Raw genomic sequence first — 26,543 nt, 5'->3', positions numbered from 1 at the left:
AAATATCATGACAGAACAAATTCAGAGAAAACTGAGCGAATCAAAAACGGCACGATGGTCCGTACTGGCGCTCGTCGCATTCACAATGCTCTGCGGGTACTTCATCACAGACATGATGGCTCCGCTACAAGACTTACTACAAACCCCCGTCGAAGGAGGCGGACTGGGATGGACAGCCAATGAATACGGCAAATTCACCAGCGCCTACGGTTGGTTCAACGTATTCTTCCTGATGCTGATCTTCGGAGGTATGATCCTGGACAAGATGGGCGTACGTTTCACCGGTTTGATGGCGACCAGCATCATGCTGATCGGCGTATTTATTAAATGGTTCGGTATATCACACAACTTCGACGGTGCAACCGTCACCGTTTTCGGTTCGGAATACGGATATCCATTGGTAGTGGCTTCATTAGGATATGCTTTGTTCGGCGTCGGCATCGAGATTGCCGGTATCACCGTTTCGAAGATCATCGTAAAATGGTTCAAAGGCAAAGAGATGGCCTTGGCAATGGGTCTGGAAATGGCTTGTGCCCGTATCGGTACGGGGTTGGCGATCGGCGTTACGCCTTTGTTGAGCCGCGCGTTCGGCAACTCCATCAGCATGCCGATCTTCATCGGTCTGATCCTGCTTTGCATCGGTTTATTATCCTTCATCGTATTCGTAATCATGGATAAGAAACGTGATGCGGAAGATGCAGCCGACGCTACCGGAGAAGAAGAAGCGGAAGAGCCGTTCCGTTTCGGCGATATCCTGGATATCATCACGTTAAAAGGCTTCTGGTATATGGCGCTCCTCTGCGTCCTGTTCTATTCGGCTGTCTTCCCCTTCCTGAAATACGCTCCGAACCTGATGATCAATAAGTTCGGGATCGATCCGGAATGGTCCGGTGTCATTCCGGCCTTGTTGCCGTTCGGCAACATCCTTTTAACTCCGTTCTTCGGGAACTTGTACGACCGTAAGGGAAAGGGAGCCACCATCATGATTATCGGCTCCATCATGCTGATATTCATCCACCTCACATTCTCCATCCCGATGCTGAACAACTGGTTGATCGCCCTGGGCCTGATCCTGCTGTTGGGTATCGCCTTCTCGCTGGTTCCGTCCGCCATGTGGCCTTCCGTTCCGAAGATCATTCCGGAAAACAAATTAGGGACTGCCTACGCTCTGATATTCTGGGTACAGAACTGGGGGCTGATGGGGGTTCCGTATATGATCGGCATCGTTTTGGATCAATATTGCATTACCGGAGAGATCAACGGCAAACCGACCTACGACTATACGATCCCGATGTTGATCTTCACCTGCTTCGGTGTTTTGGCACTTGTCATTTCACTGTTGCTGAAACGTGAAGACCGCATCAAAGGTTACGGCCTGGAACTTCCGAACATCCAGAAAGACGCCGACAAAGTACTGGCAGAAGAGATGATCGGAGAAGGGCAGAGATAAAAAGAACTCCATGCCAAAAAGATTAAAAGGAAGGTGCTTGGGAACACCTTCCTTTTTTTGTTACCGGATTACGATCTTATATGTCTTCTCTCCGATCTTCACAAGATACATGCCTCTACCCAATTGCATCTGCGTACTTCCTGCGGATACATCCTGTTGCTCGTACAGAAGCCCGGAAAGCGTATAGACGCTGATGGTTTCCGCTTTCGGGAGGTAGATATGCAGGGTAGAACCGATAGCCTGGACCTTTATCTCTCCTTCAATCGTTGCATTGCCCGTCGGATCGTCCTTTATGATGCCTTCGATCGTTATTTCCGTATCTTCCTCTATATTCCGAATGATGTATTTGCCATCGCTTTCACGAGGTTCTACTACTATGCCGTTAGCTTTTACTACCGGCCGGGAGTTTTCGTAACCTTCATGAAGCGTCAGGGTAAAGCTGAACGAATAGCCTTCCTCGACAGTCCGCATACCGGCTTTCGGATTGGTGGTGACACCTTCCACTTCGGGGAGGGTAACGGTATAGTAAGTCGGGACAGGCGGGACATACGTGCTTTTGAAGGCAGCCTTGAAGGTCACTTCATTTTCAGGCATCACATAGGTTCCGTTGTTTGCCAATGTCACTGCCTGCCCGTCTTTGGGAGTGGCAGTGATCGTTTCCAACCGATAGCCGTTTGCCGGGATTACCTGGACTGTCAATATCGTCTTATCGGCTACCTTGTCGTTAGACTTGATTTCGATATCTCCGGCTTTTACCGTAAAGGTATGGCCGTTACCCGGATCGGCGATCGTAACCAGATAAGTCTTTTGCAAATCCTGTCCTCCTGCGTTTCTGGCCTCAGCACCCTCTTTCACGACAACAGTTCCTTCATTGCTCAGACCGGAAGTGGTAAGAGTAGTGCCTGTTTCAGACACAATGACCGCACCATTGCCGACTTGAATCCCCTTATCGCTACTTCCATTCGTATTGGTCGATGTGATCGTTGTCGATGTACCTGTAATGGTCAGGTTACCGTTATTCAGGATACCGTATTGGTCGGCATTGCTTGTCTTTACTTCCAAGCTTCCGCTAAAGGAAACGTTCGCTCCGTTCTCGATTGTCAATGCCGGAGCCGCGGTCGATGTCGAGTTGATCTTTGCGCTCTCGAAGGTCAAAACGCCCTGTGCGGTGTTATCGATCAACATGCGTTTGCCATCGGCAAGGGTGTTCTTGATTGTACCGTTGAAAGAGGCTGCTGCCGTAGCGGCTTTTGTAATGGCGGCTTCCGTATATTTCCAAGCATCGCCATCCTTCGAGATCGTGACATCATCGCTTCGCTGGGACAAATCCAACGGTTGGATTTCTGTTTCCACCGTTATATCGGCATCGGCGGACAAGGTCAGTTTTTCGCCGCTCGTTATCGTTTGGCCATTGTTTTTAAGGATAGCGGCAATACCTGCATCCGCCGGGGTGACGGTAACAGTCAACTGGGTATTCTCCGGAGCTTGGTCGCCATCTTCCAACTCGACATCTTGCTCTTTAAACTTATCCCATACGACAGACAAAGTTCCGAATTTCCGGTCCGGTTCCGTGATCTTTACCGTATAAAGGGTTTCGCCATCTTTTTTCACGCGATAGGTGTTTCCGGCTTTGTAGACGGGGGAAGTAACGGCACTGCCGGCTTCCAGTTTTACATATTTGGCGAATGTAGTGGTTTTGGGAAGGTTGCTTGCAATTACTAACGGGAGGTTTTCCGGCAAGTTCTCTGTCCCGAACTTATCAAGAAGAATATCGGTCCCGACAAGTTTCCCATCCCCGCTTATATTTAGCGGATGGTCCTTATACAAAATGAAACTATGCACTTCGTAAGCACCCGAAACCAACTGCTCAATAGGTTTGAGTTTCACAGTCGAGTTCTCAAGTACAAGATCGGTAATAGCATATATCCCCGGCAACATAAAAGGAGCACTCTCCGAACCCAGATTCCGGATCGTCAACGTACAAGATTTATACTCGCTTCCACGAGGTTCATTGCCAGATTGTATCATATACGTCACTTCTCCCCCTTCAATCGTGACATTCATATTTCCGCTAACAGGAACGGCTTTTCCGGACTCCTGCCCTCTGGCTGCACCAACAGTCATGATTGTTCCGCCTTTGATAAGCACGTCTACATTGCCGGCAACGCTACCGCTTGTGTTGGTATAGTTATAACCGCCCCCGTAGACGGCATTGATATTTCCTCCTTCGACCGTTACTTGCGTATTTCCTCCTACATTTGAATACAGGCCGCCGCCAAAGACAGTTACATTACGGCTATCCCCTGCAAGGCTTTTGATAAGGACTTGTGCAGAGCCGACTTTTCCTTTGTCACTTTCTGCCACTTCTCCAAAACCGCCGCCATAAATGCCTCCTCCGCTATAGGTTCCAGGGCCTATTACTGTGGGTACGATATGAGCAGCGTCGATTTCTACATATGTAGCTCCGGTCACAGTTCCCAACTCGCCACCCCCATATATTTCACCGATAAATGTTCCACCTGAAATTCTCACTTCCGTATTTCCACAGACACCATCATAACCTCCACCGAAAATAGCACCATTAACCGTTCCGCCACTCATCGTTACTTTAGCGATTCCGGTGACAGCTCCGGTAGAAGCGCTACCGCCAAGTACCCATCCGAACTGGCCGCTTTTGATGATGATGTTCGTATTCTCAACATTCTCGGTATTACCACCTCCCCAGACATTACATATTCCCGTATATGAATTTTGTCCATCATTAGTGTTATATCCGGAAGCACTGCAATCTGTCCCTTCATCAAACGTAAGTGTATGCCCATTTGCTAATATTTGAAATATATTCAACTTGATATTCTTGAAGGCAACAGCTCCTTGCATTGACATTCGATATTCATTACCCGTATTATTACTATTATAAAAGTGAAAAGTTTTTGGATCGGCAGGATCACTGCTACTAAATACGCATGCTTTTGCCGGCATTTCTCCCACTGTCAGATCTGCATTTAAAACGATATCGAAATTTGTTTCTGCCGATTGGTTGATTGCTGTGAGGGCAGAATCCCAATCCGTATAACTTATTCCGTTTACTGTTATATCGACAGTTTTCCCACTTTTTGTCATAGGTGAATGGAACTTGTTTTTATTAGAATCGATATTTCCGGAAAGGCTACTACCGCTCGAAGACGCTCCTCCTCCCATACTAAGGCTTTGCGCCATTACGGCCTGGCTTCCAGCCAGACATAAAAAAGACAGCATCAGTGCCGTCACACGAGCTGTCATGTTCTTTAAGTATCTCTTTTTCATATGCAATAATTATTATGTAGTTTATAGATATGTCGCACTTGTTTTATTACGGCTACCGTAACAAAGGCTTTACGGAGATCGTAACAACCCTATTACGATGGTCGTAACAGAGGCTTTACGATGACCGTAACCCCTCTGTTACGGTCATCGTAAAAAAAGGGAGCATCAGAGTTCGCCCGGTCTTTCCTCATCCTCGCCTACCCTCAGCTTATAGGGGAAACGGTTACGGCGTACCTCTTTAAGGATCGTTTTACTGTTACCTCCATATTGGGTCGCGATCTCGAGATAGTAGTAGCCTTTCGCCAGTTGCGGAATCGTAAAGGAGAAGAACGACGGATCGTTACGGGAAACAGAAGTTTTCGGAACGGCAGTTTCTTCTTCCGTATCGACATTGATAAAAAAGAAACCGACGGTCGATCCTTCCGAACCGACCACTTTGACACGCTTGCCTTCGCCGTTGAGATTGCCTAACGGGGTGAGTTGCGAGTTGACCTTTTCGGTCACGACATCGGTAACGGTGGTGATCGTGGGTAGATTTTCCTCGACACCTGAAATGATTACATTTATGCTCTTCAGATCTTCACGGAAAACAGAGCGGGTGGTGCTACGGATGGATACATTGTTCTTTGCAGGATCGAAAGCGGCTCCCGGTCCGATAAACGGCCCGTCGACTCCAAGAGAGTTGTTCGTAAAGCCAAATTCTACGGTAGAACCTGAGTACATCTCTTCTTTCGCCGTTTCTTCAAGATCGTTGTACATGCTCTCATACTCGGCGGCAGTGTACTTGCTTCCTTTAGCCGCTCTTATCCGGCAAAGGTCTTTGATAGAGCGGTTTGCGACATAGGTTACATTACATGTGAAGTCGTCCTCACGTTCGGTCAGTACGTTGGCTACCAATTTGCCTGTAATACTGCGCTTTTTAGGTTCGTTTGCCATGATATTTTAATTTAATTAGTCCGTTATGAACTAAGTCGATTACTAAAAATCAAGGCCTGATATGTCTCTTGAAATCGGCTACAATAAAGGGAAAGACGATAAAATACCAGCGATTAGTCACCCTTGTTTATACCCTAACCGGAGATTCTAAGTATAATTTAATCCGTCCACAGGCAAAATAAACACAGAAAACACCTGATAAATAACAACTATTTATAAGCACTTACAGGATATTTACTATCTTTGTGAGCAGTATAACCATAGTTCATAACGAACTAAGTCAGTATTCCCCTCTTCTGCAAACTTATCAGATTCACATTCCACCAGCCATAATTTGCCACAGTTACCACTTGATTTGTATGGAAAAGTTTGTATTAATACTTACATTTGCCAATCATTAAAAAAGAAACGTATGATCTGTTTTCCTAATGCCAAAATAAACCTGGGGCTGAATGTCGTGAGCAAACGTCCCGATGGCTATCATAATATCGAAACTATCTTCTATCCGATCCCGGTGAAAGATGCGCTGGAAATAGTCGGAGCCGATACATTCTCTTTCACACAGACGGGAATACCGGTAGATGCCCCAATTGAAAAGAACCTGGTTGTCAAAGCGTTGAACCTGCTGAAGTCACGGTATGAAATTCCCGAACTGGAAGTCCATCTGCTGAAAGCCATTCCTTTCGGGGCCGGACTTGGCGGAGGCTCGGCCGATGCCGCTTTTATGCTGAAGTTGCTGAACGACTATTGCGGGCTTCACATCCCGGAAGACGGCTTGGAAGAGCTTGCTTCTTCCATCGGGGCGGACTGCCCGTTCTTTATCCGCAATACGCCGGTATTCGCATCCGGCACGGGAAATATCTTCGAAACGGTTGAATTGTCGCTGACGGGATATCATCTCTGTCTTGTCAAGCCGGATGTCGCCGTCTCGACACCGGAAGCCTATTCGATGGTGACACCCGCTGCTCCGCGAACCTCTTTGAAGGAAATCATCAGGAGACCGGTCGGAGAATGGAAAGAACGAATGGTAAACGATTTCGAGAAAAGCGTCTTCCCGAAACATCCGGTCATTGCCGGGATTAAAGAAACGCTGTATGAAAAGGGAGCCGTCTATGCATCCATGTCCGGATCCGGCTCTTCCGTGTTCGGACTGTTCAAAGAGGCGACAGACCTCAAAGGCTTGTTTGCCGGTTGTTTTGTCTGGGAGGGACAACTGCCATGAACAAGGTAGCGGACTTCTTCGACACCCTTGCCGACCGGTGGGACGAGCTTTGCTACCATGATCCGGAAAAGCTGAACGACATCCTGCAACGAACCGGCTTGCGGAAAGGGCTCCGCATACTGGACATAGGATGCGGGACAGGCGTATTGGAAAGTTATCTCCTGCCCCATTCTCCCCTGCAAATCGTGGGAGTGGATATCTCTCCGGGGATGATCGAAAAGGCACGAGGCAAATACGCGACACCAATCGTCGACTTCCGTTGCCAGGACGTACGGGACATACGGGGAGAATCTTTCGACTATATCATTGCTTATAGTGTTTTCCCCCATTTCCAGGAACCGGAGAAACTGATCTCCCATTTAGCCGGACTGCTGCCGGCTGGCGGCGAACTGGTGATCTGCCACAGCGAAAGCCGCGACAAGATTAACGGGCATCATGACAAACATGCCGGAAAACTCTCGGAAGGATTGCCTCCCGTGGAAGAGTTGGCACGCATGTTATCCCCTTTCTTCACTGTCAACACGATGGAAGACAGTGACCGGCTGTATATGATCAGCGCCACCCGCAAACAGACATTCTAAATATATACGATACATGAATCAGAAGATTAAACTTATCCCGTTACTCCTCTTTTCGGCTTTCGCCACACAAACGGCGGAAGACGTTAAAGTGATGCAGTACCTTCATGCCGGGCCGATAACGGTCAACAAACCGATCCTGGCAGACAGCCTGAACGTCAATGGCAAACCTTTCGAAGCGAAAAACCTGGTCAAGTCGACCATCCCGTTCGACCGTGCCCTAAGCAACGCGGGCGTGGTCGATGCGGACACCGCCGGACTGATTACCGTCCCGACGCCCGAAAAAGGATATGCCTTGCATCTCTATTCGTTCTACCTGAACAGCGACCGCTATACGAAAGGCTCGCTGGAAGTCTCCGGACCGGGGACGTTCGAAGTGTTCGTCAACAATAAACCGGTCGGCGCCACTTCCGAATTGACCTTGGAACCGCACCGCTATGAAGTAGTAATCAAATATCTGACAGCCGACACCGATACCTGTCCGTCCACGCTGGCAGCCAAGTTCAAGAGCGAAGAGGAAGCACAAGTCATAGCTTCTCTCGATCCGGAAAAGCGATATACATCACGCGATATCCTGGAAGGAACGCAATTCCGGGGAACGAGCGTTTCACCTGACGGGAAATATGTACTGGTAAAATATTACACCCGCCTGGAAGGTGGGAAAAGCGAACAATACGCCCAATTGCGGGATGCGGCGACCGGACGGATTTTATTGCAGGACAAAGGGTTTATCCTGACTGCCGACTGGATGCCGACGAGCAGCAAGATGTATTTCACCCGTACCGGAATGAATGGGAAAGAGCTGGTAACCGTCGATCCGGCCACCATGCAGGAGGAAGTCCTGGCGGAAAACCTGCCGGAAGGCAGTTTCAGCTTCACTCCGGATGAAAAGACATTGCTCTATACCATCCGGGAAGAGGGGCCTAAAGACGGGCCGGATATGCTTCGTATCCTGGAACCGAACGATCGCCTGCCGGGATTCCGCAACCGTTACTTCATCTGGCGTTACGACCTTCAAACCGGCCTGTACGAGCAGCTGACATACGGACATAACAATACCTTTGTTAATGATGTCAGTGCCGACAGCCGTTACCTGCTGTTCAGCACCAGCGACCAGGATTACACTTCACTGCCCCACTCCAGCAATTCCATGTATAAGTTGGATTTGCAGAGCATGGCGGTCGACACCTTATGGGAAAGGGCCAAATACATCAATGGGGCGACCTTCTCACCGGACGGGAAGCAGTTGATGGTGTTCGGTTCCGGCAATGCCTTCGACAATATCGGCCTGAACATCAAAGAGGGACAGATATCCAACACCTACGACGGACAGCTTTTCCTGTACGATCCGGCAACGCGGAAAGCGAAAGCGCTTACCAAAGACTTCAATCCGAACGTCACAAGTGCACAATGGAACAAATTCGACGGACAGATCTATATGTTGACGGAAGATCAGGATTACCAGCGTGTCTATACCTGCAATCCGGCCAATGGGAAAATCCGCCGCCTCGACCTGCCGGAAGACGTCATTTACAATTACTCGCTGGCCGAAGCCGCTCCGGTCATGTATTACTACGGACAGAGCGTATCCAACGCCAACCGCCTGTACAGTTACAACACCAAGAGCAAGAAGACGCAACTGATCTACGACTTGTCGGCCGACAAACTGAAAGACATCCAATTCGGAGAAGTGCGCGACTGGAATTTCACCTCTACCGACGGGACTGTCATTCAGGGCCGCTATTATCTCCCGCCCAACTTCGACGCATCCCGGAAATATCCGATGATCGTCTACTACTACAGCGGAACCTCTCCCACTAACCGTGCGCTGGAATTCAGTTACTCCATGCATATGTATGCAGCCCTCGGCTATGTGGTCTACACGTTGAACCCAAGCGGCACGACCGGCTTCGGACAAGAGTTTGCCGCCCGTCACGTAAACGCCTGGGGAGACAAGACTGCCGATGAAATCATCCAGGGAACAGAACTGTTCTGCAAAGAACATCCGTTCGTCAACCCGAAGAAAATCGGTTGTGCCGGTGCCAGCTACGGCGGTTTCATGACACAATATCTGCAAACAAAGACCGACCTGTTTGCTGCCGCTGTCAGCCATGCAGGTATCAGCGCCCTGAGCAGTTATTGGGGAGAAGGATATTGGGGGTATGGATATTGCTCGGTTGCCAATACGGGCACTTACCCGTGGAATAATCCGGAGTTCTATACCAAGCACAGTCCGTTGTTCAATGCCGACAAGATCAAAACCCCTCTCCTGCTGCTTCACGGGAATGCAGATACGAACGTGCCCATCGGGGAAAGCATCCAGATGTTCCTGGCTTTGAAACTACTTGGAAAAACAGTCGAGTTCGTACAGGTAGACGGCGAGGATCATGGCGTTGCGGATTACAAGAAACGTCTCGAATGGCAGAATACCATCTTCGCCTGGTTCGCCAAATACCTGAAAGACGAACCGCAATGGTGGGATGCGCTTTATCCGGAAAGACATTTATAAAAAAGGACCAGATGAAGCAAGTTATCGATTTAGACAATTGGAACAGAAAAGAGCATTTCGCTTTCTTTTCTGCATTCGACGACCCTTTTTTCGGGGTTACAACTCTTGTGGATTTCACCGATGTCTACAAACAAAGTAAAGAACAGAATGTCTCTTTTTTTCTTTATTCCCTTCATTTCTTATTGAAGTGTGTAAACGAAACCGATGCATTCAAATTACGAATAGAAAAAGACTCGGTAGTCCGTTATGATACGATCCATATCTCTCCGACCATCGGGCGTGAAGACGGGACTTTCGGTTTCGGCTTCTTTGAATACGATATGAATATCGATCTGTTTATTCGAAACGCGATACAGGAAATGGAAAGGGTTAAAAATGGGTCAGGATTGTCATTTTCGGAAGATACCGGCAGACCGGATGTTATCCGCTATTCGGCATTACCCTGGTTCGCTTTCTCGGAAATGAAACATGCGACCTCTTTCAAGAACGGAGACTCCGCACCCCGCATTTCCACAGGTAAATTGATGCAGGAGGATGGCAAATACTTGTTGCCCATTTCGGTCTGTGCACATCATGGGCTTATGGACGGACGAAACGTTGCTGAACTTATCCGGAAATTATCGGATAATCAAACTGCACCGTAATCAATAAAAAAGAGTATGCCAAAGAAGGAATGGAAAATCCTTTCGGCATACTCTTTTAATAAATATCTATAACCTGATAACCTAAATCTTTTTACCTATCCCTTCATTTAATATTCGGATTCAATGCGTGCCACTCGGAGATCGGAGGCAAAACACCCATTGCAATCACTTCGTCGCGCAACGCACAGAGATGCTTGTAGCTCTTTTCCAAAGCAGCTTCTTCTTCCGGAGTGCCTTTCACCTCTTTCAAAACTACACCGTCTTTTGTAATGGAAGTTTCCCAAGCCATCATGATGTGGTCGAACTTGCCGTTGGATACATAAGCGCCAGCCGGCCAGCGGAACGGTTTACCACCCATCGCGGCAGCAATCATCTCGATAGAGACATAAGACGGGCTCTGGAAAGAAGAACGGCCGCGCAAAGCAATGATGTTGGCGCCACCTTTCGTCACCTTCGTCTGGATTTCAGCCCACTGTTCCTTGGTCAAGGCATCCGTGCCGATCATACCGGCCAACGGCTTGCCATCCACTTTCGCAGTAGAAGCATAAACAGCCATTTGTTCACCATGACCGCCGTATGTACGGCAATTCTCGACAACATCCATAGAGACACCGAAATGTTTAGCCAGTTCGCTACGCAGACGGGTAGAATCCAGAGCTGCCAAAGTCGTCACCTGCGAAGGTTTCAAACCTGAATACAACAATGTGATCAAACCTGTGATGTCAGCCGGATTGAAAATAACTACGATATGCTTGACATCCGGACAATAAGCCTTTACGTTCTTACCGAATTCTTCGGCAATGGCGGCATTTCCTTTCAGCAAGTCTTCACGGGTCATGCCTGCCTTACGGGCTGCCCCACCTGAGTTTACGATATATTTGGCACCTGTCAGGGCTTCTTTGATATCGGAAGTAAACGTGATATTAACGCCTTCGAAGCCGCAATGGAACAATTCTTCGGCCACTCCTTCCAACCCCGGAGCATACGGATCATACAAACAAATATTAGAAGTAAGTCCCATCATGATGGCTGTCTGAGCCATGTTTGAACCAATCATACCTGCTGCCCCTACGATCGTGAGCTTTTCGTCTGTCAATGTTTTCATATTGTATTGTTTTTTTAATGATATGTCTTTTACTGAAACATTCCCGGCAACTATAAAGTTCGCTTGCAAACCTTATTTTTCCTTTTGTTTGCAAAGGTAAAAGATTTCCATACCCCTTGTACATCATTAATTCCTATCACCCATAAGCAAAAGTTATAACTTGGGCCTATCATGACAGACTGAATATAATTCGTATCTTTGCAGGCATGAGAACATTCAGACCGGAGGCATGGCTGCCTACTACCAAGAAAGAAGTTGAAGCCCGCGGATGGGACTATATAGATGTGATACTTTTCAGCGGAGATGCCTATGTGGACCATCCCTCATTCGGGGCTGCCGTCATCGGGCGGACACTCGAAGCGATGGGATTGCGCGTAGCAATCGTTCCGCAACCGGACTGGCGTGGGGATTATCGCGATTTTAAGAAACTGGGAGCGCCACGCCTCTTCTTCGGTGTCTCTGCCGGAGCGATGGATTCGATGATCAACCACTATACGGCCAACAAACGCCTGCGCAGCGATGATGCTTATACACCGGACCGCCGTGCCGGCATGCGCCCCGATTATCCGAGTATCGTTTACACGAAGATATTAAAGGAAATCTATCCGGATATCCCTATCGTACTGGGAGGTATAGAGGCATCCCTGCGCCGGGTCACCCATTACGATTATTGGCAGGACAAGCTGCTCCCCGGAATCCTGAAAGACAGCCCGGCAGATTTGTTGATATACGGCATGGGGGAACTTCCCCTGAAAGAACTGGTCAACCGGTTGCAGGCGGGTATTCCCTTCCATGAGATCAAAGATATACGGCAAACGGCCTATCTGACGGACGCGGTAGAGCCGCTACCAAACGATGTCCACCTCTTTTCCCATGAAGAATGCCTGCGCGACAAGCTGAAACAGGCCAAGAACTTCAAACACATAGAGGAAGAATCCAACAAACAGCAGGCTTCCCGTATCCTGCAAAAGGCAGGCAAGCAAACAATAGTCGTCAATCCTCCTTTCCCGCCTATGACGGAAGAAGAGATAGATGCGTCGTTCGACCTGCCCTACACCCGCCTGCCCCATCCCAAGTACAAAGGGAAGACGATACCAGCTTTCGAGATGATCAAGTTTTCTGTAAATATCCACCGGGGATGTTTCGGAGGATGCGCCTTCTGCACCATCTCGGCGCATCAGGGAAAGTTTATCGCCTCACGAAGTAAAGAATCGATACTGAAAGAAGTGAAAGAGATTACCCAAATGCCGGACTTCAAAGGATATCTGAGCGACCTCGGCGGTCCTTCGGCCAATATGTACCGGATGAAAGGGAAGAATCCGGATATCTGTGCCCAGTGCAAGAAACCGTCTTGCATCTCCCCTGTCGTCTGCAAGAATCTGAACGCGGATCATACGCCGCTGTTAGATATATACAAAGAAGTGGACAGCATGCCGGAAATCAAACGTTCGTTTATCGGTAGCGGCGTCCGCTATGACCTGCTCTTGCACCGGTATGCGGACGACAATCTGAACAAGGCCGCCCATACCTATATGGAGGAACTGATAGCCCGCCATGTCTCCGGCCGTCTCAAAGTCGCACCCGAACATACGGAAGACAATGTCCTGAAGATGATGCGCAAACCTTCATTCGAGCTTTTCGGACAATTCAAAAAGATATTCGATCGTGTAAACAAACAACACGGATTGAACCAGCAATTAATCCCTTATTTCATATCCAGCCATCCCGGTTGCACCGAGGCGGATATGGCAAACTTGGCTATCCAGACCAAGAAGTTGCATTTCCAACTCGAACAGGTACAGGATTTCACCCCCACCCCCATGACGCTGGCAACGGAGATGTACTACACGGGCTATCATCCCTATACATTGGAAAAGGTATATACGGCCCGTACGAAAGAACAAAAACTGGCACAGCGTCAGTTCTTTTTCTGGTATAAACCGGAGTTCCGCCGCCAGATCACACAAGCATTGCAACGAATCGGGAAAAAGGATTTAATAGGAAGGTTGTTTGGAAAGTAAGTTGCCAAGCGATATACACATAAAGAGCCGGGTACGCAAATGACACGGATAGAACGGCCGTCCTATCCGCGTCTTGACTTTTCCCTAAATACAACTTATTCCTTTACGGCAATCACTTCAATCTCCACCAGACCATTCTTCGGCAATGTCTTGACAGCAACGGCTGAACGGGCTGGGAAAGTTCCTTCAAACTGGGAAGCATATACTTCGTTCATAGCAGCGAAATCACTCATATCGGCCAGGAATACGGTTGTCTTTACGACATCGTTGATGCTAAGACCTGCTTCTTCCAGAATTGCATGTACATTCTTGAATGCCTGTACGGTCTGTTCTTTCACTCCGCCTTCCGCGAAATTGCCTGTTGCGGGGTCAAGCCCCAACTGGCCGGAAGCAAACAGCATATTTCCTACTTGCACAGCCTGGCTGTACGGACCGATAGCGGCCGGTGCGTTTTTTGTTGCGATAACTTTCTTCATTGTTTCTTTATTTTTATAACGTTATTGTGCTTGTTCATTCATCCGCTGGCGAACCACTTCATAGATCAGGATGGAAGAGGCGACCGATACGTTCAGCGAACCGATCGTACCGAACTGCGGGATCTTCACCATGCTGTCGCAGATACGAAGATTATCCATCGAAACTCCCGTATCTTCGGCTCCCATTACGATAGCCACAGGTCCGTCATATTTGACAGCCGTATAATTCTCAAAGGCTTTTTCACTGGCTGCATAGACTTTTACTCCGGACGCCTGTAAGAAACGGATGGCCTCCGTAATGCTTTTTTCTTTGCAGACAGGCAATACATGGAGCGCACCTGCCGAGGTCTTGATCGCATCGGCATTCACCGTCACGCTTCCCTTTGAAGGAATCACGATCGCATCCACGCCGGCACATTCGCAGGTACGGGCAATCGCACCAAAGTTACGGACATCCGTAACCCCATCCAACAACACGATAAAAGGATTCTTTCCCTGCTCATATACAAACGGAATAATATTTTCCAGCCGCTCGTACGTGATAGCCGGGATAAAGGCTATTACTCCCTGATGATTCTTGCGCGTCAAACGGTCGAGACGTTCGGCAGGCACACGCTGTACAGGTATGTCGCGTCCTTTCAGAACTTCGAACAGTTCACGAGACAGGTCTCCCTGCAGTTCACGTTTTACCAATATTTTATCAATTTCCTTACCGGCCTGGATTGCCTCGATCACGGCACGGATGCCGAACACCATTTCGTTTTCTTTCATTATTCTATCTCTTTTCCGTTTTTTACCACCGGGCTATTCGTTTATTCCGGCTTTATGTGGACAAAGATACGAAGATTTACGCTTTTATTATATACCTTCGGGTGGCATTCAAAAACAAACAAACATATGTTATATGGCCAACTTTATCTTAGCTATCGCTTTTCGGCTTATGGTAGGACGAAGAATAAGCCCGGATCAGGAATAAGATGCCGGTAATAATCAAGGCAGACGAAAGTCCGGTATAAAATACCGAAATAAAGGAGTTGGGTAGCAATTGGAAATGACGGATCGTAACGCCGAAAGTAATCATAAAGATCATCACGACCCAGCCTTTCACGTCGAAAAATGAAAAAGGACAGTTCTTTTCCCCTTTCTGTGAGATCCGCTCGGAATGTTTAACAAACAAACGACGAAAGACAAACTGGAAGAAAAGCAGGAAAACGACAATGGCCTCTCCGACTTTGAACAGCCAGTAATGGGCATCGTTCAACCACGTGACGATACCGATCCTTAAGATATTGATGCCTGCTATTATCCAAACGCACCCGGCAATCAGAAGCAGGGTGCGTCGGTTTACTCTAAATCCCATTGTCAGATACTTTTCTCTATGCCCCGCCTGTTGCTCGTACGCTGGCGGCTATTCGTGCGATCCTTGTCGGAGCGTTTGTCCTCTTTTTTGTCCTTATCGTAATGTCTGTTTTTATCCCGATTCGGACGTTTCTTGTCATATTTGTCCTTATCACGCTTATCCCTATTGGGTTTAACCTTATGATTATCGGAACCGGGACGGCTTCCCGGATGGTTCGGACGATCGTATTTGTCCGGTTTCCATTGTCCATTGTCATGGTGCGGACGGCCATTGTTATGATTCGGTTGCGGACGATCATACTTACCGGGATACCATTTGCCGTCGTCAAAGCGGTCGAACCATCTATTGTTCGTATATTCCCACCGGCAATGCCAGTAATGATCTTCATAACGATGGCAGGAACTGGACGGACGGTAGTTCGGATAATGCGGGTTATTATACCAACCTCTCCAGTCGTGGATGCGCGTCGGTGTCTCACGGACGAAACGCACATATAAGCGGAACTGCGAAGGTGAAAGGAGACGTTGCAATTTCCGGTCCCGCTCCATACGCAACTTATAGATCTTCTGGGCGGACTGGTCCCAATAGCGATAATGCTTGCGTGCTTCACGCTCGATCTTTTCCCCGTATCGATGAATGATCTTATGATACTCGGCAGCCTGACGGTTCGTCATGCGGATTGCCTGTTCCATCCAAAGGCAGTTCTGGCAATGGGGTTCATTCCATCCGAAACTGATCCAAAATTGCGCATGGCCCTGCAAGCTGCAAAAAAGGACCACCATTAATATAATACTCAATCTCTTCATGTCACTCAATTTTAAATTAGCAATTATATTCGGTTGCTATTATGACCGGATAGCGGTGAAAAGGTTTAATTCTTCGCCTTCAACAGTTCTTTTGCATTTGCAATAGAAGCACTGGTCAACGAAGCACCGCTCAGCATACGCGCAATCTCCTTCACGCGTTCCTCCTTATTCATTTTCCGGATACGGGTAACCGTCCGTTCATCCGTATCCTCCTTATAAACAAAATAATGATCTTTTCCTTTTGCCGCGATCTGGGGAAGATGGGTAATGGCAAAAACCTGCATCTTCGTACCTAATTCCTGCATGATATCCCCCATTTTATCGGCAATATCCCCGGAAACACCCGTATCCACTTCATCAAAAATGATGGCAGGCAACGCCGTAAATCCGGCAATCATCGCCTTGATGCATAACATCAGGCGGGAGATCTCGCCTCCGGATGCCGTCTGGGCCACCGGTTGCAGTTCCGCACTCTTATTGGCGGAAAACATAAACCGGATTTCGTCCATTCCATCGCTTTCCGGTTCCTGTTTAGGTACAAAATCGATTGCAAAACGCGTATTCGGCATACCCAGCGGAACAACCATCTCCACCAATTGGGATGCGATGGCTTTCGAGGCGATCTTACGCTGCTCGCTCAACACGGCTGCCTGTTGAAGCAATTCCCGGTGAGAGACCTCCAACTGCTTTTTCAACGATTCGATCTGTTCATCAAAAGAATCGATCTCCTTCAGCTGCTCGTTATATTTATCCTGCAATTCCATCAGTTCTTCGACTTTGGAAACCCGGTGTTTTTGTTCCAGGGTGTATAATGTATTGAGACGTTCGTTCACCCAATCCAAGCGTTCAGGATTAAATTCTATATCCTCTTTCAAGACTTCCGTTTCGGAAGCCAGGTCGTTCATATCGATATAGGCGGAACGCAGACGCTCGGCTATTTCCTTCGCTTTCGGATAATAGCGTTCCAGGCTGTCTGCGGTGGAAAGGGCTTCTTTTATCAGTTGGACCGCTCCCTGTTCCTCTCCGTCCAGCAGTTGGGTTATCTTATAAAGCGAACCTTTTATCTCTTCGGCATGGGAAAGGGTTTCCAGTTCCTGTTCCAGTTCCTCCTGTTCACCGGCGACCAGACCGGCATCGGTCAACTGCTCCAACTGAAAACGCACATAGTCTTCCTCCTGCTTGGTCTGGAGAGCTTTTTCGGTCAGTTCTTTCAGTTCCTTTTTCAAAAACAGATAACGGTTGTATTCCTTCCGGTAAAGGATCAGGAGGATATCGTTTTCAGCCATTACATCGATTACTTTCAGCTGAAACCGGTTATCCCCCAACAACAGATTCTGGTGTTGCGAATGGATATCGATCAGCCGGCTCCCCAATTCCTTCACCACGGAAAGCGGGACCGGCGAATCGTTTACAAAAGCACGGGACTTTCCCGATGCAAACAATTCCCGGCGAAGAATGCAAATCTCCGCATCATACTCCAAGTCATTCGTGAGAAAAAATTCTTCCAGCTTATAGCGGGAGACATCGAAGACAGCTTCTATCACACATTTTTCGGAACCGTTCTTAATGCTCTTTCCATCCGCACGCTGTCCCAAGACTAAGGAAAGAGCCCCCAATATAATAGACTTTCCTGCCCCCGTCTCGCCGGTTATCACAGAAAAACCTTTATCGAACTTAATGTCCAGGCTGTCTATCAGAACAAAGTTCCGTATGAACAAAGATTTCAGCATAGCTATTCCAGATTACTTTTTAAGCGCTTCCATACGTGTCGTGAGGGCAGGATACAGATTGGACAACCTCTTATAGCCTTCCTGCTTCTCCGGCGTAGTAGCTTTCGAATAAATCAAAACGACTTCATCCAGTTTGGAATCGGCGAACATCTGAAGCAACGGTGATGTCGGCCGGGCACTTTTCACCTGCTCCAAAACCGGAAGCAAACCGATTATGGTCGTACGTCCACGATCCGGATTTGCGGCCATTTCATCGAGTCCCTTACGATGATAGTTATACCACATGTCCCGGAACAGCTCCGAAGTATTGTCCGTCAGAGCCGTTGCCAAAGCATGGCGGTTACGGTCGTTTTCAAAAGCTTTCCAACCGGTCCAAGTAGGTTGCGCCTGTGCCAGGCTCACGATCTGCATGGCCTGCCCGAGGAAAGCAGTGCCTCCTTTCGGGGAAAAGCTGTCGAAATCCAGTCCGAGGATCGTATAAATATAGAAAACAACAGTTGCGATCAGATTACTGTTCAACGTATTTTCCGTATATTCCAACGGTTCGAATTCGGTATAGTCGAAAGAGAGTTCCGTATCACGATAATTCAGCAACGTAGTCGTATAGCTGGAATTATATACCGGACGGCGGGCCTGCACCTGTATCTCGCCTTTAAAACTATTGTCCGATACCATTTCGTTGATGATGAGAGTCATTGAACAGTCGATACGTTCGTTCAGGGCGAAAGTGGCATCCGTCCACTTTTTGTTGTTGACGAAATCGTTCAATGCATCCTGCAAGGTTTTGAATACCTGTTTATTCGTACTCTGCACCTTATCACTGTTTATGGTGATGCGGGCATTCAACTCCTGCGCCTTGCCCATAAAAGGAACGGCTCCCAACAAGCATATGCATAACAATTTCTTAATCATTCTCATTTTAATAATGTTGCCAATTTATTTACAATATCAACGGCCACCCCCTGTTTACTCTTCAACGGATAAGCAGTCGCCCCGCCTTCCTTGTCGATGATCGTGATCTTATTCGTGTCGCAACGGAAACCGGCGCCTGCATCCCTCAAAGAATTCAGCACGATGAAATCGAGGTTTTTCCGCTTCAACTTTCCTTCCGCATGAGCCGTTTCATCATTTGTTTCCAATGCGAAACCTACCAGGACCTGGTTTTCACGCTTGATCGCTCCCAGCGAGGCCGCGATATCCTTATTCGGAACCAGACGGAGCGTCATTTCCCCTTTCGTCTCCCGTTTGATCTTTTCGCTTGCCTGCTCATCCGGGCGATAATCCGCCACGGCGGCACAAAGGATACCGGCATCCGCCTCCGGAAAGGCCGTCATGGCCGCCTGATACATTTCTTCGGCCGACTCGACATCGATCCGTTTGATATTCGGATGAACCGCCTTCAAAGACACCGGCCCAGCGATCAATGTCACCTCGGCTCCCTGCTCCGCACACGCTTCCGCCAATGCAAAGCCCATCTTTCCGGAAGAATAGTTACCTATAAAACGTACGGGATCTATCTTTTCATATGTCGGCCCGGCAGTTATTACGATCTTTTTTTTTTCAAGCCGGGTTTGGGAAGCGAAGAAATCTTCCAGGACCGCCACGATCCTATCCGGTTCTTCCATACGCCCTTTACCCACCAGATGACTGGCAAGTTCCCCTTCGGCAGGTTCGATGATACGGTTGCCGAACGAACGGAGCCGGTCTAAATTCTGACCGGTGGAAGGATGCGCAAACATATCCAAATCCATCGCCGGAGCGACAAAAACCGGAGCTTTGCATGACAGGTATGTCGTGACCAGCATATTGTCGGCAATGCCATTCGCCATCTTTCCGATTGTCGAAGCAGTGGCCGGTGCGACCAGCATGGCATCGGCCCAGAGGCCGAGATCGACATGGCTGTTCCACGTGCCGTCGCGATTCGAGAAAAACTCGCTGATCACCGGATGGCTGCTCAACGTGGATAACGTGAGCGGCGTTATGAATTCTTTTCCCGCCGGGGTAATAACAACTTGAACCTCCGCCCCTTTCTTCACCAGGGCACGGATGATATAGGCGGCTTTATAGGCAGCGATGCTCCCTGTTATCCCCAATATGATATGTTTACCTTTCAGACTATTTCCCATAACCTATTTATATATACTTCCGGTTAAAACCGAAATTTCGTAAGCATGAAATTACAAGCGCGACGCCATTATCTCGCGTGCCACACGGCTGTCGATATTGTGATGTTCACCCAATTTCCAGCCCTGTTTGTCCACAGGAGCGGCAAGGGCATCCAGATCCTTTTCCGTAATGCCACATTCACCGAGGCGCGTTTTCAGTCCCATCCGGCGGAAGAAATCCTCACAGGCCGCAATTGTCTTGCGTGCCTTTTCCTCTTCCGTTCCATCCGCAATGCCAAAAACGACTTCTCCCATACGAGCCAACTTGGCCTGCTTCTCTTTAAACATATACGTCATGACGCCCGGCAAAAGAATCGCCAGCGTCTGTGCATGATCCAGGCCGAACCGGGCCGTCAGCGAATAGCCCATGCGGTGGGAAGACCAGTCCTGCGGAACTCCCTGACCGATCCAGACATTCAACGCATTGGTCGCCGCCCACATCAGGTTGGCACGGATATCGTAGTCGTTCGGATTATCCAAGACCTTCAGTCCCTCTTCATGGATGACGCGCATCAGCCCTTCCGAGAAGGCATCCTGCACCTTCGCATTGACCGGGTAGGTCAGATACTGTTCCACTACATGAATAAAAGAATCGACCACCCCGTTCGCCACCTGCCGGGCAGGGAGTGAATAAGTCACTTCCGGATCCAACACGGAGAATTTCGGGAATACCAGCGGACTGGCGAAATTCAGCTTCTCGCGAGTCGCGGCACGGGAGATCACCGAACGTTCGTTCATCTCCGAACCGGTCGCGGCCAATGTAAGCACCGTCCCCAAAGGCAAAGCGCTCTTTATCCGGCCGCCTTTCGAAAGGATATCCCACGGATCGCCTTCGAAACCGACGGATACCGCGATGAACTTTGTAGCGTCGATCACCGAACCTCCGCCTACGGCCAGCAGAAAATCGATCTTCTTCTCTTTGACGACCTCCACGGCCTTCATGCAGGTTTCATAGTGCGGATTTGCTTCGATACCCGGAAACTCGGTCACTTCAAATCCTTCCAACGCCTTCGTCACCTGGCCGTAGATGCCGTTTTTCTTTATGCTCCCGCCGCCATACACCATCAGCACTTTACTTCCTTCCGGAATCAAAGCGGACAAACGGGCTATGGAACCTTTGCCGAAAACAACCTTTACAGGGTTACAAAACTCAAAATTATTCATGGTCCTTATTTCGAATTAAAACCTCTCAATTTTATTTCAGTCAGTATTTTCTTGGTGTTCAGAGGGAAGTCGCCATTCATTATCCAGGAATAATATCCGGGATCGTTCTTCAGCACTTCCTCTACCAGACGGCCTTTATATTTGCCAAAGTTTATCACCTCCTCCCCTTTGTCGTTATATACCATACGCCCGGCAAAGTCCACATTGTTATTGTAGCTTGAATATTGGGAAAGGAAATTGATATCATTCTGCAACTCCGGATACCGGTCCAACTGCGCCTTCAGCACTTCATAGGTCGCCATCGTATCGGCCTCCGCCGTATGGGCGTTTTCAAGGCTCTTGTCACAGTAGAACTTATAGGCAGCCGAAAGCGTGCGCTGTTCCATCTTATGAAAAATGGTCTGTACGTCTACGAACTTACGTTTGTTCAAATCGATATCGACACCTGCACGCAGAAACTCTTCCGCCAGCAAAGGGATATCGAAACGATTGGAGTTATATCCGGCCAGATCGCACCCTTCTATCTGGGCGGCCAGCGATTTGGCTATTTCTTTAAAGGTAGGACAGTCTTTTACATCTTCGTCGGTGATGCCGTGGATCGCGGTCGATTCCGGTGGAATGGGCATTTCCGGATTGATGCGTCTCGTTTTAGATTCTTCTTTTCCATTCGGGTAAACCTTGACAAAAGAGATTTCCACGATACGGTCTTTAACAATATTAATACCCGTCGTCTCCAAGTCGAAGAAGACCAACGGGTTTTTCAGGTTTAACTGCATTTCTTATATTTTAATCATTCAACATCATAGGCATCAGCAGCATCAGCAGATCTTCGTTCTCTTCGTTTTCAGAAGGAACGATCAGACCGGCACGCGAAGGATCAGCCAATTCGAGTATCACCTCTTCCGAATTGATGTTGCTCAGTATTTCAATCAGGTAAGTAGCCTTGAAACCGATGCTTAATTCGGTTCCGTCAAAGCTGCAAACAATTTTCTCTTCTGCGGAAGTGGAAAAATCGATATCCTGTGCGGAAACAAGCATTTCGCTCTCCTTCAACTGCAACTTGACAAGGCTGCTGGCCGGATTGGAGAAGACGGAAACACGCTTCAAGGCATTCAGGAAAGAGATACGGTCGATCGTCACCTTGAAAGGATTTTCCTGCGGGATCACGCTGTTATAATTCGGATAACGGCCTTCGATCAGGCGACAGACCATTTCGAAATTAGCACAGTTGACATAGGCATTGTTATCATCGAACTTGATGCTGACCATCTCCCCTTCCTTCGATAAAAGACCCTTCAACAGGTTGGCGGGCTTCTTCGGCAAAATGAAAGAAGCTCTTTCCGATGATTGCACCGAAAGGTTGCGCAGGCGCACCAGCTTATGACCGTCGGAAGCCACGAATGTCAAATCGTCCGTGTGAATATCGAAATAAATACCGTTCATGACCGGACGAAGTTCGTCGTCAGCCGTTGCAAACAGTGAACGGCTGATACCGTTCAGCAACATCTGCGCGTCCATCATGATGGAGATCGCATTCTCATTCAGCGGTTTCTGCTGCGGATACGTGTCTCCCTTCTGGCCGATAAAATTATATTTACCGTTCTGGAAATGGATAAAGATCTCCAGGTTATCGTCGTTAATATCAAAAGTCAGCGGTTGTTCGGGCAACTCCTTCAACGGATCGAGCAAGATTTTTGCCGAGACGGCGAAAAGCCCGCTTCCCTGTGCATTCATCACGTCAACGGATGTAACCAGACGTGTTTCAGCATCCGAAGCTGTTATGGTGAGTTTATTACCTTCCAGGTTGAAAAGGAAACTGTCCAGGATCGGTAATGAATTCTTAGAAGCAATGACTTTGCTAATAGATTGCAAACGTGATAACAGCGCTGTGCTGGATACATCAAATCTCATGGTTCTTAATTATTTATTTGTTTCTATTTATTATTTATCAACGTGTTGTAGGTCCGACTCACAGACAGTCCCCAATCGGACAGCCGCGGATTCGCCCACACAAAATTATGAAAATATTCCATATAACCGCCCGAATGGAGATAAAAAAAGAGGTCCTTCCCGCCATGGAGAAGAACCTCTCTTCGTATCTTGATATTACGCTCTGTTATTTAGTGAAATAATCTTTAACAGCTTCGTTAGGAATCATTTCTTCCTGGAAGATGTAAGCACCGGTCTTCGGGGACTTAACCATCTTGATTACTTTAGAATAGGTACGACCGTCACCTTTCTTAAATGTTGCAACCGCTTTTTTTGCCATTGTTTAATCTCCTCTTACTTAATTTCTTTGTGTAACGTCATCTTCTTCAGGATAGGATTGTACTTCATCAGCTCCAATCTCTGAGTTGTATTCTTTCTGTTCTTTGTAGTAATATAACGAGAAGTACCCGGCATACCACTTTCTTTGTGTTCCGTGCATTCAAGAATCACCTGAACTCTGTTACCTTTTGCTTTCTTTGCCATTTCTTATTTCCTCCTCAAATTAAGCGTTTAAATAACCTTTTTCAGCAGCTTTCTTAATGGCTGCATCCAAACCAAGTTTATTGATAGTACGCAAGCCAGCGGCTGAAATATTCAGGCTAACCCAACAATCCTGTTCTACCCAGTAGAACTTTTTAGTAAACAGGTTCACATCAAACTTACGTTTCGTTCTTCTCTTAGAGTGAGAAACGTTGTTGCCAACCATTGCTTTCTTTCCGGTAATTTGACAAATTTTAGACATCGCTAATCTTTCTTTTTAATATTACGAAATTTAAGTCAACTCCTGCTATCTGTCTTCCCTTTTTGAACTGCATCTTGAACAAAAACAAAGATTCTAATAGAGTTTCTCTTCTTTTACGGGGCACAAAGGTACAAATTATTTTGATTCACGCACAAGAAATCGACAAATAAATCAGCACTTTCTGCTATTTTTCTTTAATTTATTCTGTATGAGAATGTCAAGCCCCGCCGCCGCATAGATTGTCATCGCAAACAAATAAGGATAATGATAGCGGGAAGTGATCACGAACAAAACCGTTACAGCCGTACCTAAAACAGGGATCAGGAGATAGACATTCCGTTCCCGTAGCAGATCGCGCCGGTTCGTCCAAACGTAATAAAGAAATAGCAAAAGCACGGTGTAATAGACAATGCTTTTCAATGCCAGAACAGCCATCAACTCCATCAATTTCAAATCGTTACCCTGTACCGTTGAAAGTACTACTCTAAATCCCATATCCGGCTTCACACGCTCCGTCCAGGTATCTTCACAATATAAAGCGGCCAACTTGAAAGGCAGTTGGGAAATATATTGAAACGGGTGCTCCGATATCCAGCGGATCGCAGCACGCTTCAACAGGCTGTCCCGCTCCATATAGGTATAATCTCCGGGAGGAAGGCAAATATAATTGTCCGGATCACTGAAGCCGTTGAAATTGACCAAACCGTTTGCTTCATCAAAAGAACTCATGGCCAAGTTATAGCCTCCGGACACCGCCTGATAGACAAAATGACCGGTTCTCATCTTCGCACTCTGCCCGATCAGAAAAACAGTCAAGACAAGCGGAAGGGCCAAAGCGACATAAGACTGCCAGCGGCGCTTTTGCACGATGAAAAGGAGCAAAATAACGCATAAAAAGACAATTGCCAGCGGACGGAACCAGTTAGCCAGGGCGATCAACACCCCGGCGACAGCCACAGGAAACAGCCGGCGAAAGTTGCACAACAGCAAGGCTGTCAACAACAGGAAAGTAAAAGGCAAATCAGTCAATACGGCTATCGGGGCATATAGGTTCGAAAAAATCGACATATATAAAATAGCGGCGTAATACCCCGTTTTATTCGAAAACATCCGTCCGGCCAACTCCCGTATTTCAAATACCATTGCAATATTCATCCATAAATTCAGCAACCGGACAAAAGAGAAAGATCCGAAAAGATGATAGATCCCGATCAAAAGGTTCACATAGCCCGGACCGAAAACAAAATCGTCATATCGGTTATGCACGTCCGGATACCAAGTGCCCCTCGCGACACATTCCGAAGCCAGTTTCACGTAAGCCAAAGCATCATCGTGGTTGGGCATATCCCAATATTTAACCACCAGGCAAACCTGCAGGATCACCCATATGGCAAACATAACCCGAAAAACAGCCGGCAATTTTTTTCCAATCATTCCTCTTTCACTCTTTTTGGGAGACAAAGATACAGCCTTTTCACCGGTAATCCGCCCACGATAGATTAATTCTATCGGGCTATTCGTGAAACAACAAGCCGTATTTGCAACAAAACCAGACTCCTGATGGTTTTCTTTTCAAAGAAACATAAAATAAAAACGTATTCATTATGGCACAAGATTTTAAAGAAGCATTGAAACATCGCAGAACTTACTATCACATCACGGACAGTTCCCCGATATCAGACGAACAGATCAAAGAAATCATAGACTTCGCGGTCATGAACGTCCCTTCCGCCTTCAATTCGCAATCGACCCGCATCGTATTGCTGTTAGGCAAGAACCATAAAAGACTTTGGGAGATCACGAAAGAGACATTGAAGAGAATTGTCTCCGCGGAAGTCTTCAAAGGAACGGAAGCTAAAATAGACGGAAGCCTGGCCGCCGGCTACGGGACGATCCTGTTCTACGAAGACAAAGCGGTCGTCGAACAGTTGCAAGACTCCTTCCCTACTTACTACGACAAATTCCCGGTTTGGGCACAGCAAACCTCCGCCATGCACCAACTGGCTATCTGGACTATGCTGGAAGATGCCGGCTTAGGCGCATCCCTCCAACATTACAACCCGCTGATCGACGAAACCGTATGTGCGGAGTGGAAACTCGACCCGAAATGGGAACTGGTTGCCCAGATGCCTTTCGGGACGCCGACGGAAGGACCCGGACCGAAAGAGTACAAGCCGCTGGACAAAAGAGTCCTGGTTTTCGGGTAAAAGAGAAAGTGGCCCATTAGCAAAATGTCACTACGCCCCCATCTAAATCGGATTAGTAGTGCATATAAATGGAATTAGTAGCAAGGGTAATATTTTTTAACGTTTCTATTTGGAAGCGATACCCCTCTTTTTG

Annotated in this window: 24 protein-coding genes; 7 read left to right on the top strand and 17 right to left on the bottom strand. The window is 47.7% G+C overall.

What is annotated here, in order from left to right; translation table 11 throughout:
* Nucleotides 1-7: 7 nt before the first annotated feature.
* Nucleotides 8-1,450 carry an MFS transporter gene (locus tag RDN79_RS06535; RefSeq protein WP_298552449.1) on the top strand — a complete coding sequence of 481 codons (1,443 nt, stop codon included), beginning with the start codon at nucleotides 8-10 and terminating at the stop codon, nucleotides 1,448-1,450.
* A gap of 60 nt (nucleotides 1,451-1,510) precedes the next feature.
* Here RDN79_RS06535 and RDN79_RS06530 read toward each other — a convergent pair whose 3' ends face one another.
* Nucleotides 1,511-4,756 (bottom strand): hypothetical protein, encoded by a 3,246-nt coding sequence (locus RDN79_RS06530; protein WP_298552448.1) that lies wholly within the window; start codon nucleotides 4,754-4,756, stop codon nucleotides 1,511-1,513.
* Nucleotides 4,757-4,921: 165 nt separating this feature from the next.
* On the bottom strand, nucleotides 4,922-5,692 hold the full coding sequence (locus RDN79_RS06525) for a DUF4469 domain-containing protein (protein WP_298552444.1): 771 nt from the start codon (nucleotides 5,690-5,692) through the stop codon (nucleotides 4,922-4,924).
* Nucleotides 5,693-6,104: 412 nt separating this feature from the next.
* On the opposite strand from RDN79_RS06525, the gene ispE reads away from it, so the two are divergent.
* From ispE to RDN79_RS06505, 4 genes are read left to right on the top strand one after another with little or no spacing between them, the layout of a single operon-like run.
* Nucleotides 6,105-6,914: a 4-(cytidine 5'-diphospho)-2-C-methyl-D-erythritol kinase gene (gene ispE / locus RDN79_RS06520; RefSeq protein ID WP_298552442.1), complete on the top strand. Its 810-nt coding sequence runs from the start codon at nucleotides 6,105-6,107 to the stop codon at nucleotides 6,912-6,914.
* Entirely contained in the window at nucleotides 6,911-7,495 is a 585-nt protein-coding gene (locus RDN79_RS06515; protein WP_298552439.1) for a class I SAM-dependent methyltransferase, read from the top strand. Before ispE ends, RDN79_RS06515 begins: the two co-directional genes overlap by 4 nt.
* 13 nt (nucleotides 7,496-7,508) lie before the next feature.
* Nucleotides 7,509-10,001 (top strand): prolyl oligopeptidase family serine peptidase, encoded by a 2,493-nt coding sequence (locus tag RDN79_RS06510; RefSeq protein ID WP_298552437.1) that lies wholly within the window; start codon nucleotides 7,509-7,511, stop codon nucleotides 9,999-10,001.
* Nucleotides 10,002-10,012: 11 nt separating this feature from the next.
* Nucleotides 10,013-10,645 carry a chloramphenicol acetyltransferase gene (locus RDN79_RS06505; protein WP_298552436.1) on the top strand — a complete coding sequence of 211 codons (633 nt, stop codon included), beginning with the start codon at nucleotides 10,013-10,015 and terminating at the stop codon, nucleotides 10,643-10,645.
* Between the two features lie 103 nt (nucleotides 10,646-10,748).
* Here the strand turns inward: RDN79_RS06505 and RDN79_RS06500 are convergent, their stop codons facing one another.
* Nucleotides 10,749-11,750: a malate dehydrogenase gene (locus tag RDN79_RS06500; RefSeq protein WP_298552434.1), complete on the bottom strand. Its 1,002-nt coding sequence runs from the start codon at nucleotides 11,748-11,750 to the stop codon at nucleotides 10,749-10,751.
* 206 nt (nucleotides 11,751-11,956) lie between these two features.
* On the opposite strand from RDN79_RS06500, the gene RDN79_RS06495 reads away from it, so the two are divergent.
* Nucleotides 11,957-13,771 (top strand): YgiQ family radical SAM protein, encoded by a 1,815-nt coding sequence (locus RDN79_RS06495; RefSeq protein WP_298552432.1) that lies wholly within the window; start codon nucleotides 11,957-11,959, stop codon nucleotides 13,769-13,771.
* A gap of 95 nt (nucleotides 13,772-13,866) precedes the next feature.
* Here the strand turns inward: RDN79_RS06495 and RDN79_RS06490 are convergent, their stop codons facing one another.
* The 14 genes from RDN79_RS06490 to RDN79_RS06425 form a co-directional block, all read right to left on the bottom strand.
* Nucleotides 13,867-14,247: a RidA family protein gene (locus RDN79_RS06490; protein ID WP_005638101.1), complete on the bottom strand. Its 381-nt coding sequence runs from the start codon at nucleotides 14,245-14,247 to the stop codon at nucleotides 13,867-13,869.
* 21 nt (nucleotides 14,248-14,268) lie between these two features.
* Complete coding sequence (gene rlmB, locus RDN79_RS06485; RefSeq protein WP_298552429.1) at nucleotides 14,269-15,018, bottom strand: 23S rRNA (guanosine(2251)-2'-O)-methyltransferase RlmB; 750 nt, start codon at nucleotides 15,016-15,018, stop codon at nucleotides 14,269-14,271.
* Between the two features lie 148 nt (nucleotides 15,019-15,166).
* The gene (locus RDN79_RS06480) at nucleotides 15,167-15,607 is read right to left on the bottom strand and encodes a hypothetical protein (protein ID WP_298552427.1); all 441 of its coding nucleotides are present in this window, start codon (nucleotides 15,605-15,607) and stop codon (nucleotides 15,167-15,169) included.
* 2 nt (nucleotides 15,608-15,609) lie between these two features.
* Nucleotides 15,610-16,413, bottom strand: a complete 804-nt coding sequence (locus RDN79_RS06475; protein WP_298552424.1) for a hypothetical protein — start codon at nucleotides 16,411-16,413, stop codon at nucleotides 15,610-15,612.
* A 65-nt stretch (nucleotides 16,414-16,478) separates the two neighbouring features.
* Complete coding sequence (gene recN / locus RDN79_RS06470; RefSeq protein WP_298552423.1) at nucleotides 16,479-18,143, bottom strand: DNA repair protein RecN; 1,665 nt, start codon at nucleotides 18,141-18,143, stop codon at nucleotides 16,479-16,481.
* A gap of 12 nt (nucleotides 18,144-18,155) precedes the next feature.
* Complete coding sequence (locus RDN79_RS06465; protein WP_298552422.1) at nucleotides 18,156-19,061, bottom strand: DUF4835 family protein; 906 nt, start codon at nucleotides 19,059-19,061, stop codon at nucleotides 18,156-18,158.
* Complete coding sequence (coaBC, locus tag RDN79_RS06460) at nucleotides 19,058-20,269, bottom strand: bifunctional phosphopantothenoylcysteine decarboxylase/phosphopantothenate--cysteine ligase CoaBC (protein WP_298552421.1); 1,212 nt, start codon at nucleotides 20,267-20,269, stop codon at nucleotides 19,058-19,060. The genes RDN79_RS06465 and coaBC overlap by 4 nt, the downstream gene beginning before the upstream one ends.
* A 51-nt stretch (nucleotides 20,270-20,320) precedes the next feature.
* Entirely contained in the window at nucleotides 20,321-21,472 is a 1,152-nt protein-coding gene (locus RDN79_RS06455; RefSeq protein ID WP_298552420.1) for an iron-containing alcohol dehydrogenase, read from the bottom strand.
* Nucleotides 21,473-21,477: 5 nt separating this feature from the next.
* Nucleotides 21,478-22,248, bottom strand: a complete 771-nt coding sequence (locus tag RDN79_RS06450) for a 3'-5' exonuclease (protein WP_298552419.1) — start codon at nucleotides 22,246-22,248, stop codon at nucleotides 21,478-21,480.
* Between the two features lie 10 nt (nucleotides 22,249-22,258).
* Nucleotides 22,259-23,383, bottom strand: coding sequence for a DNA polymerase III subunit beta (gene dnaN, locus RDN79_RS06445; protein ID WP_298552417.1), 1,125 nt, complete (start codon nucleotides 23,381-23,383; stop codon nucleotides 22,259-22,261).
* Between the two features lie 205 nt (nucleotides 23,384-23,588).
* Nucleotides 23,589-23,741, bottom strand: a complete 153-nt coding sequence (locus tag RDN79_RS06440) for a DUF4295 domain-containing protein (protein WP_298552416.1) — start codon at nucleotides 23,739-23,741, stop codon at nucleotides 23,589-23,591.
* A 14-nt stretch (nucleotides 23,742-23,755) separates the two neighbouring features.
* Entirely contained in the window at nucleotides 23,756-23,944 is a 189-nt protein-coding gene (rpmG, locus tag RDN79_RS06435; RefSeq protein ID WP_005642977.1) for a 50S ribosomal protein L33, read from the bottom strand.
* 19 nt (nucleotides 23,945-23,963) lie between these two features.
* Nucleotides 23,964-24,203, bottom strand: coding sequence for a 50S ribosomal protein L28 (gene rpmB, locus RDN79_RS06430; protein ID WP_005638129.1), 240 nt, complete (start codon nucleotides 24,201-24,203; stop codon nucleotides 23,964-23,966).
* Nucleotides 24,204-24,374: 171 nt separating this feature from the next.
* The gene (locus tag RDN79_RS06425) at nucleotides 24,375-25,637 is read right to left on the bottom strand and encodes a hypothetical protein (RefSeq protein ID WP_298552414.1); all 1,263 of its coding nucleotides are present in this window, start codon (nucleotides 25,635-25,637) and stop codon (nucleotides 24,375-24,377) included.
* A 170-nt stretch (nucleotides 25,638-25,807) separates the two neighbouring features.
* Here RDN79_RS06425 and RDN79_RS06420 point away from each other — a divergent pair, with 170 nt between their 5' ends.
* Nucleotides 25,808-26,410, top strand: a complete 603-nt coding sequence (locus RDN79_RS06420) for a nitroreductase family protein (protein WP_298552413.1) — start codon at nucleotides 25,808-25,810, stop codon at nucleotides 26,408-26,410.
* Nucleotides 26,411-26,543 lie beyond the last annotated feature (133 nt).

It is taken from the genome of uncultured Parabacteroides sp. (assembly GCF_902493135.1).
GTDB lineage: Bacteria > Bacteroidota > Bacteroidia > Bacteroidales > Tannerellaceae > Parabacteroides.
This window is presented reverse-complemented; position numbering and strand designations above follow the sequence as displayed.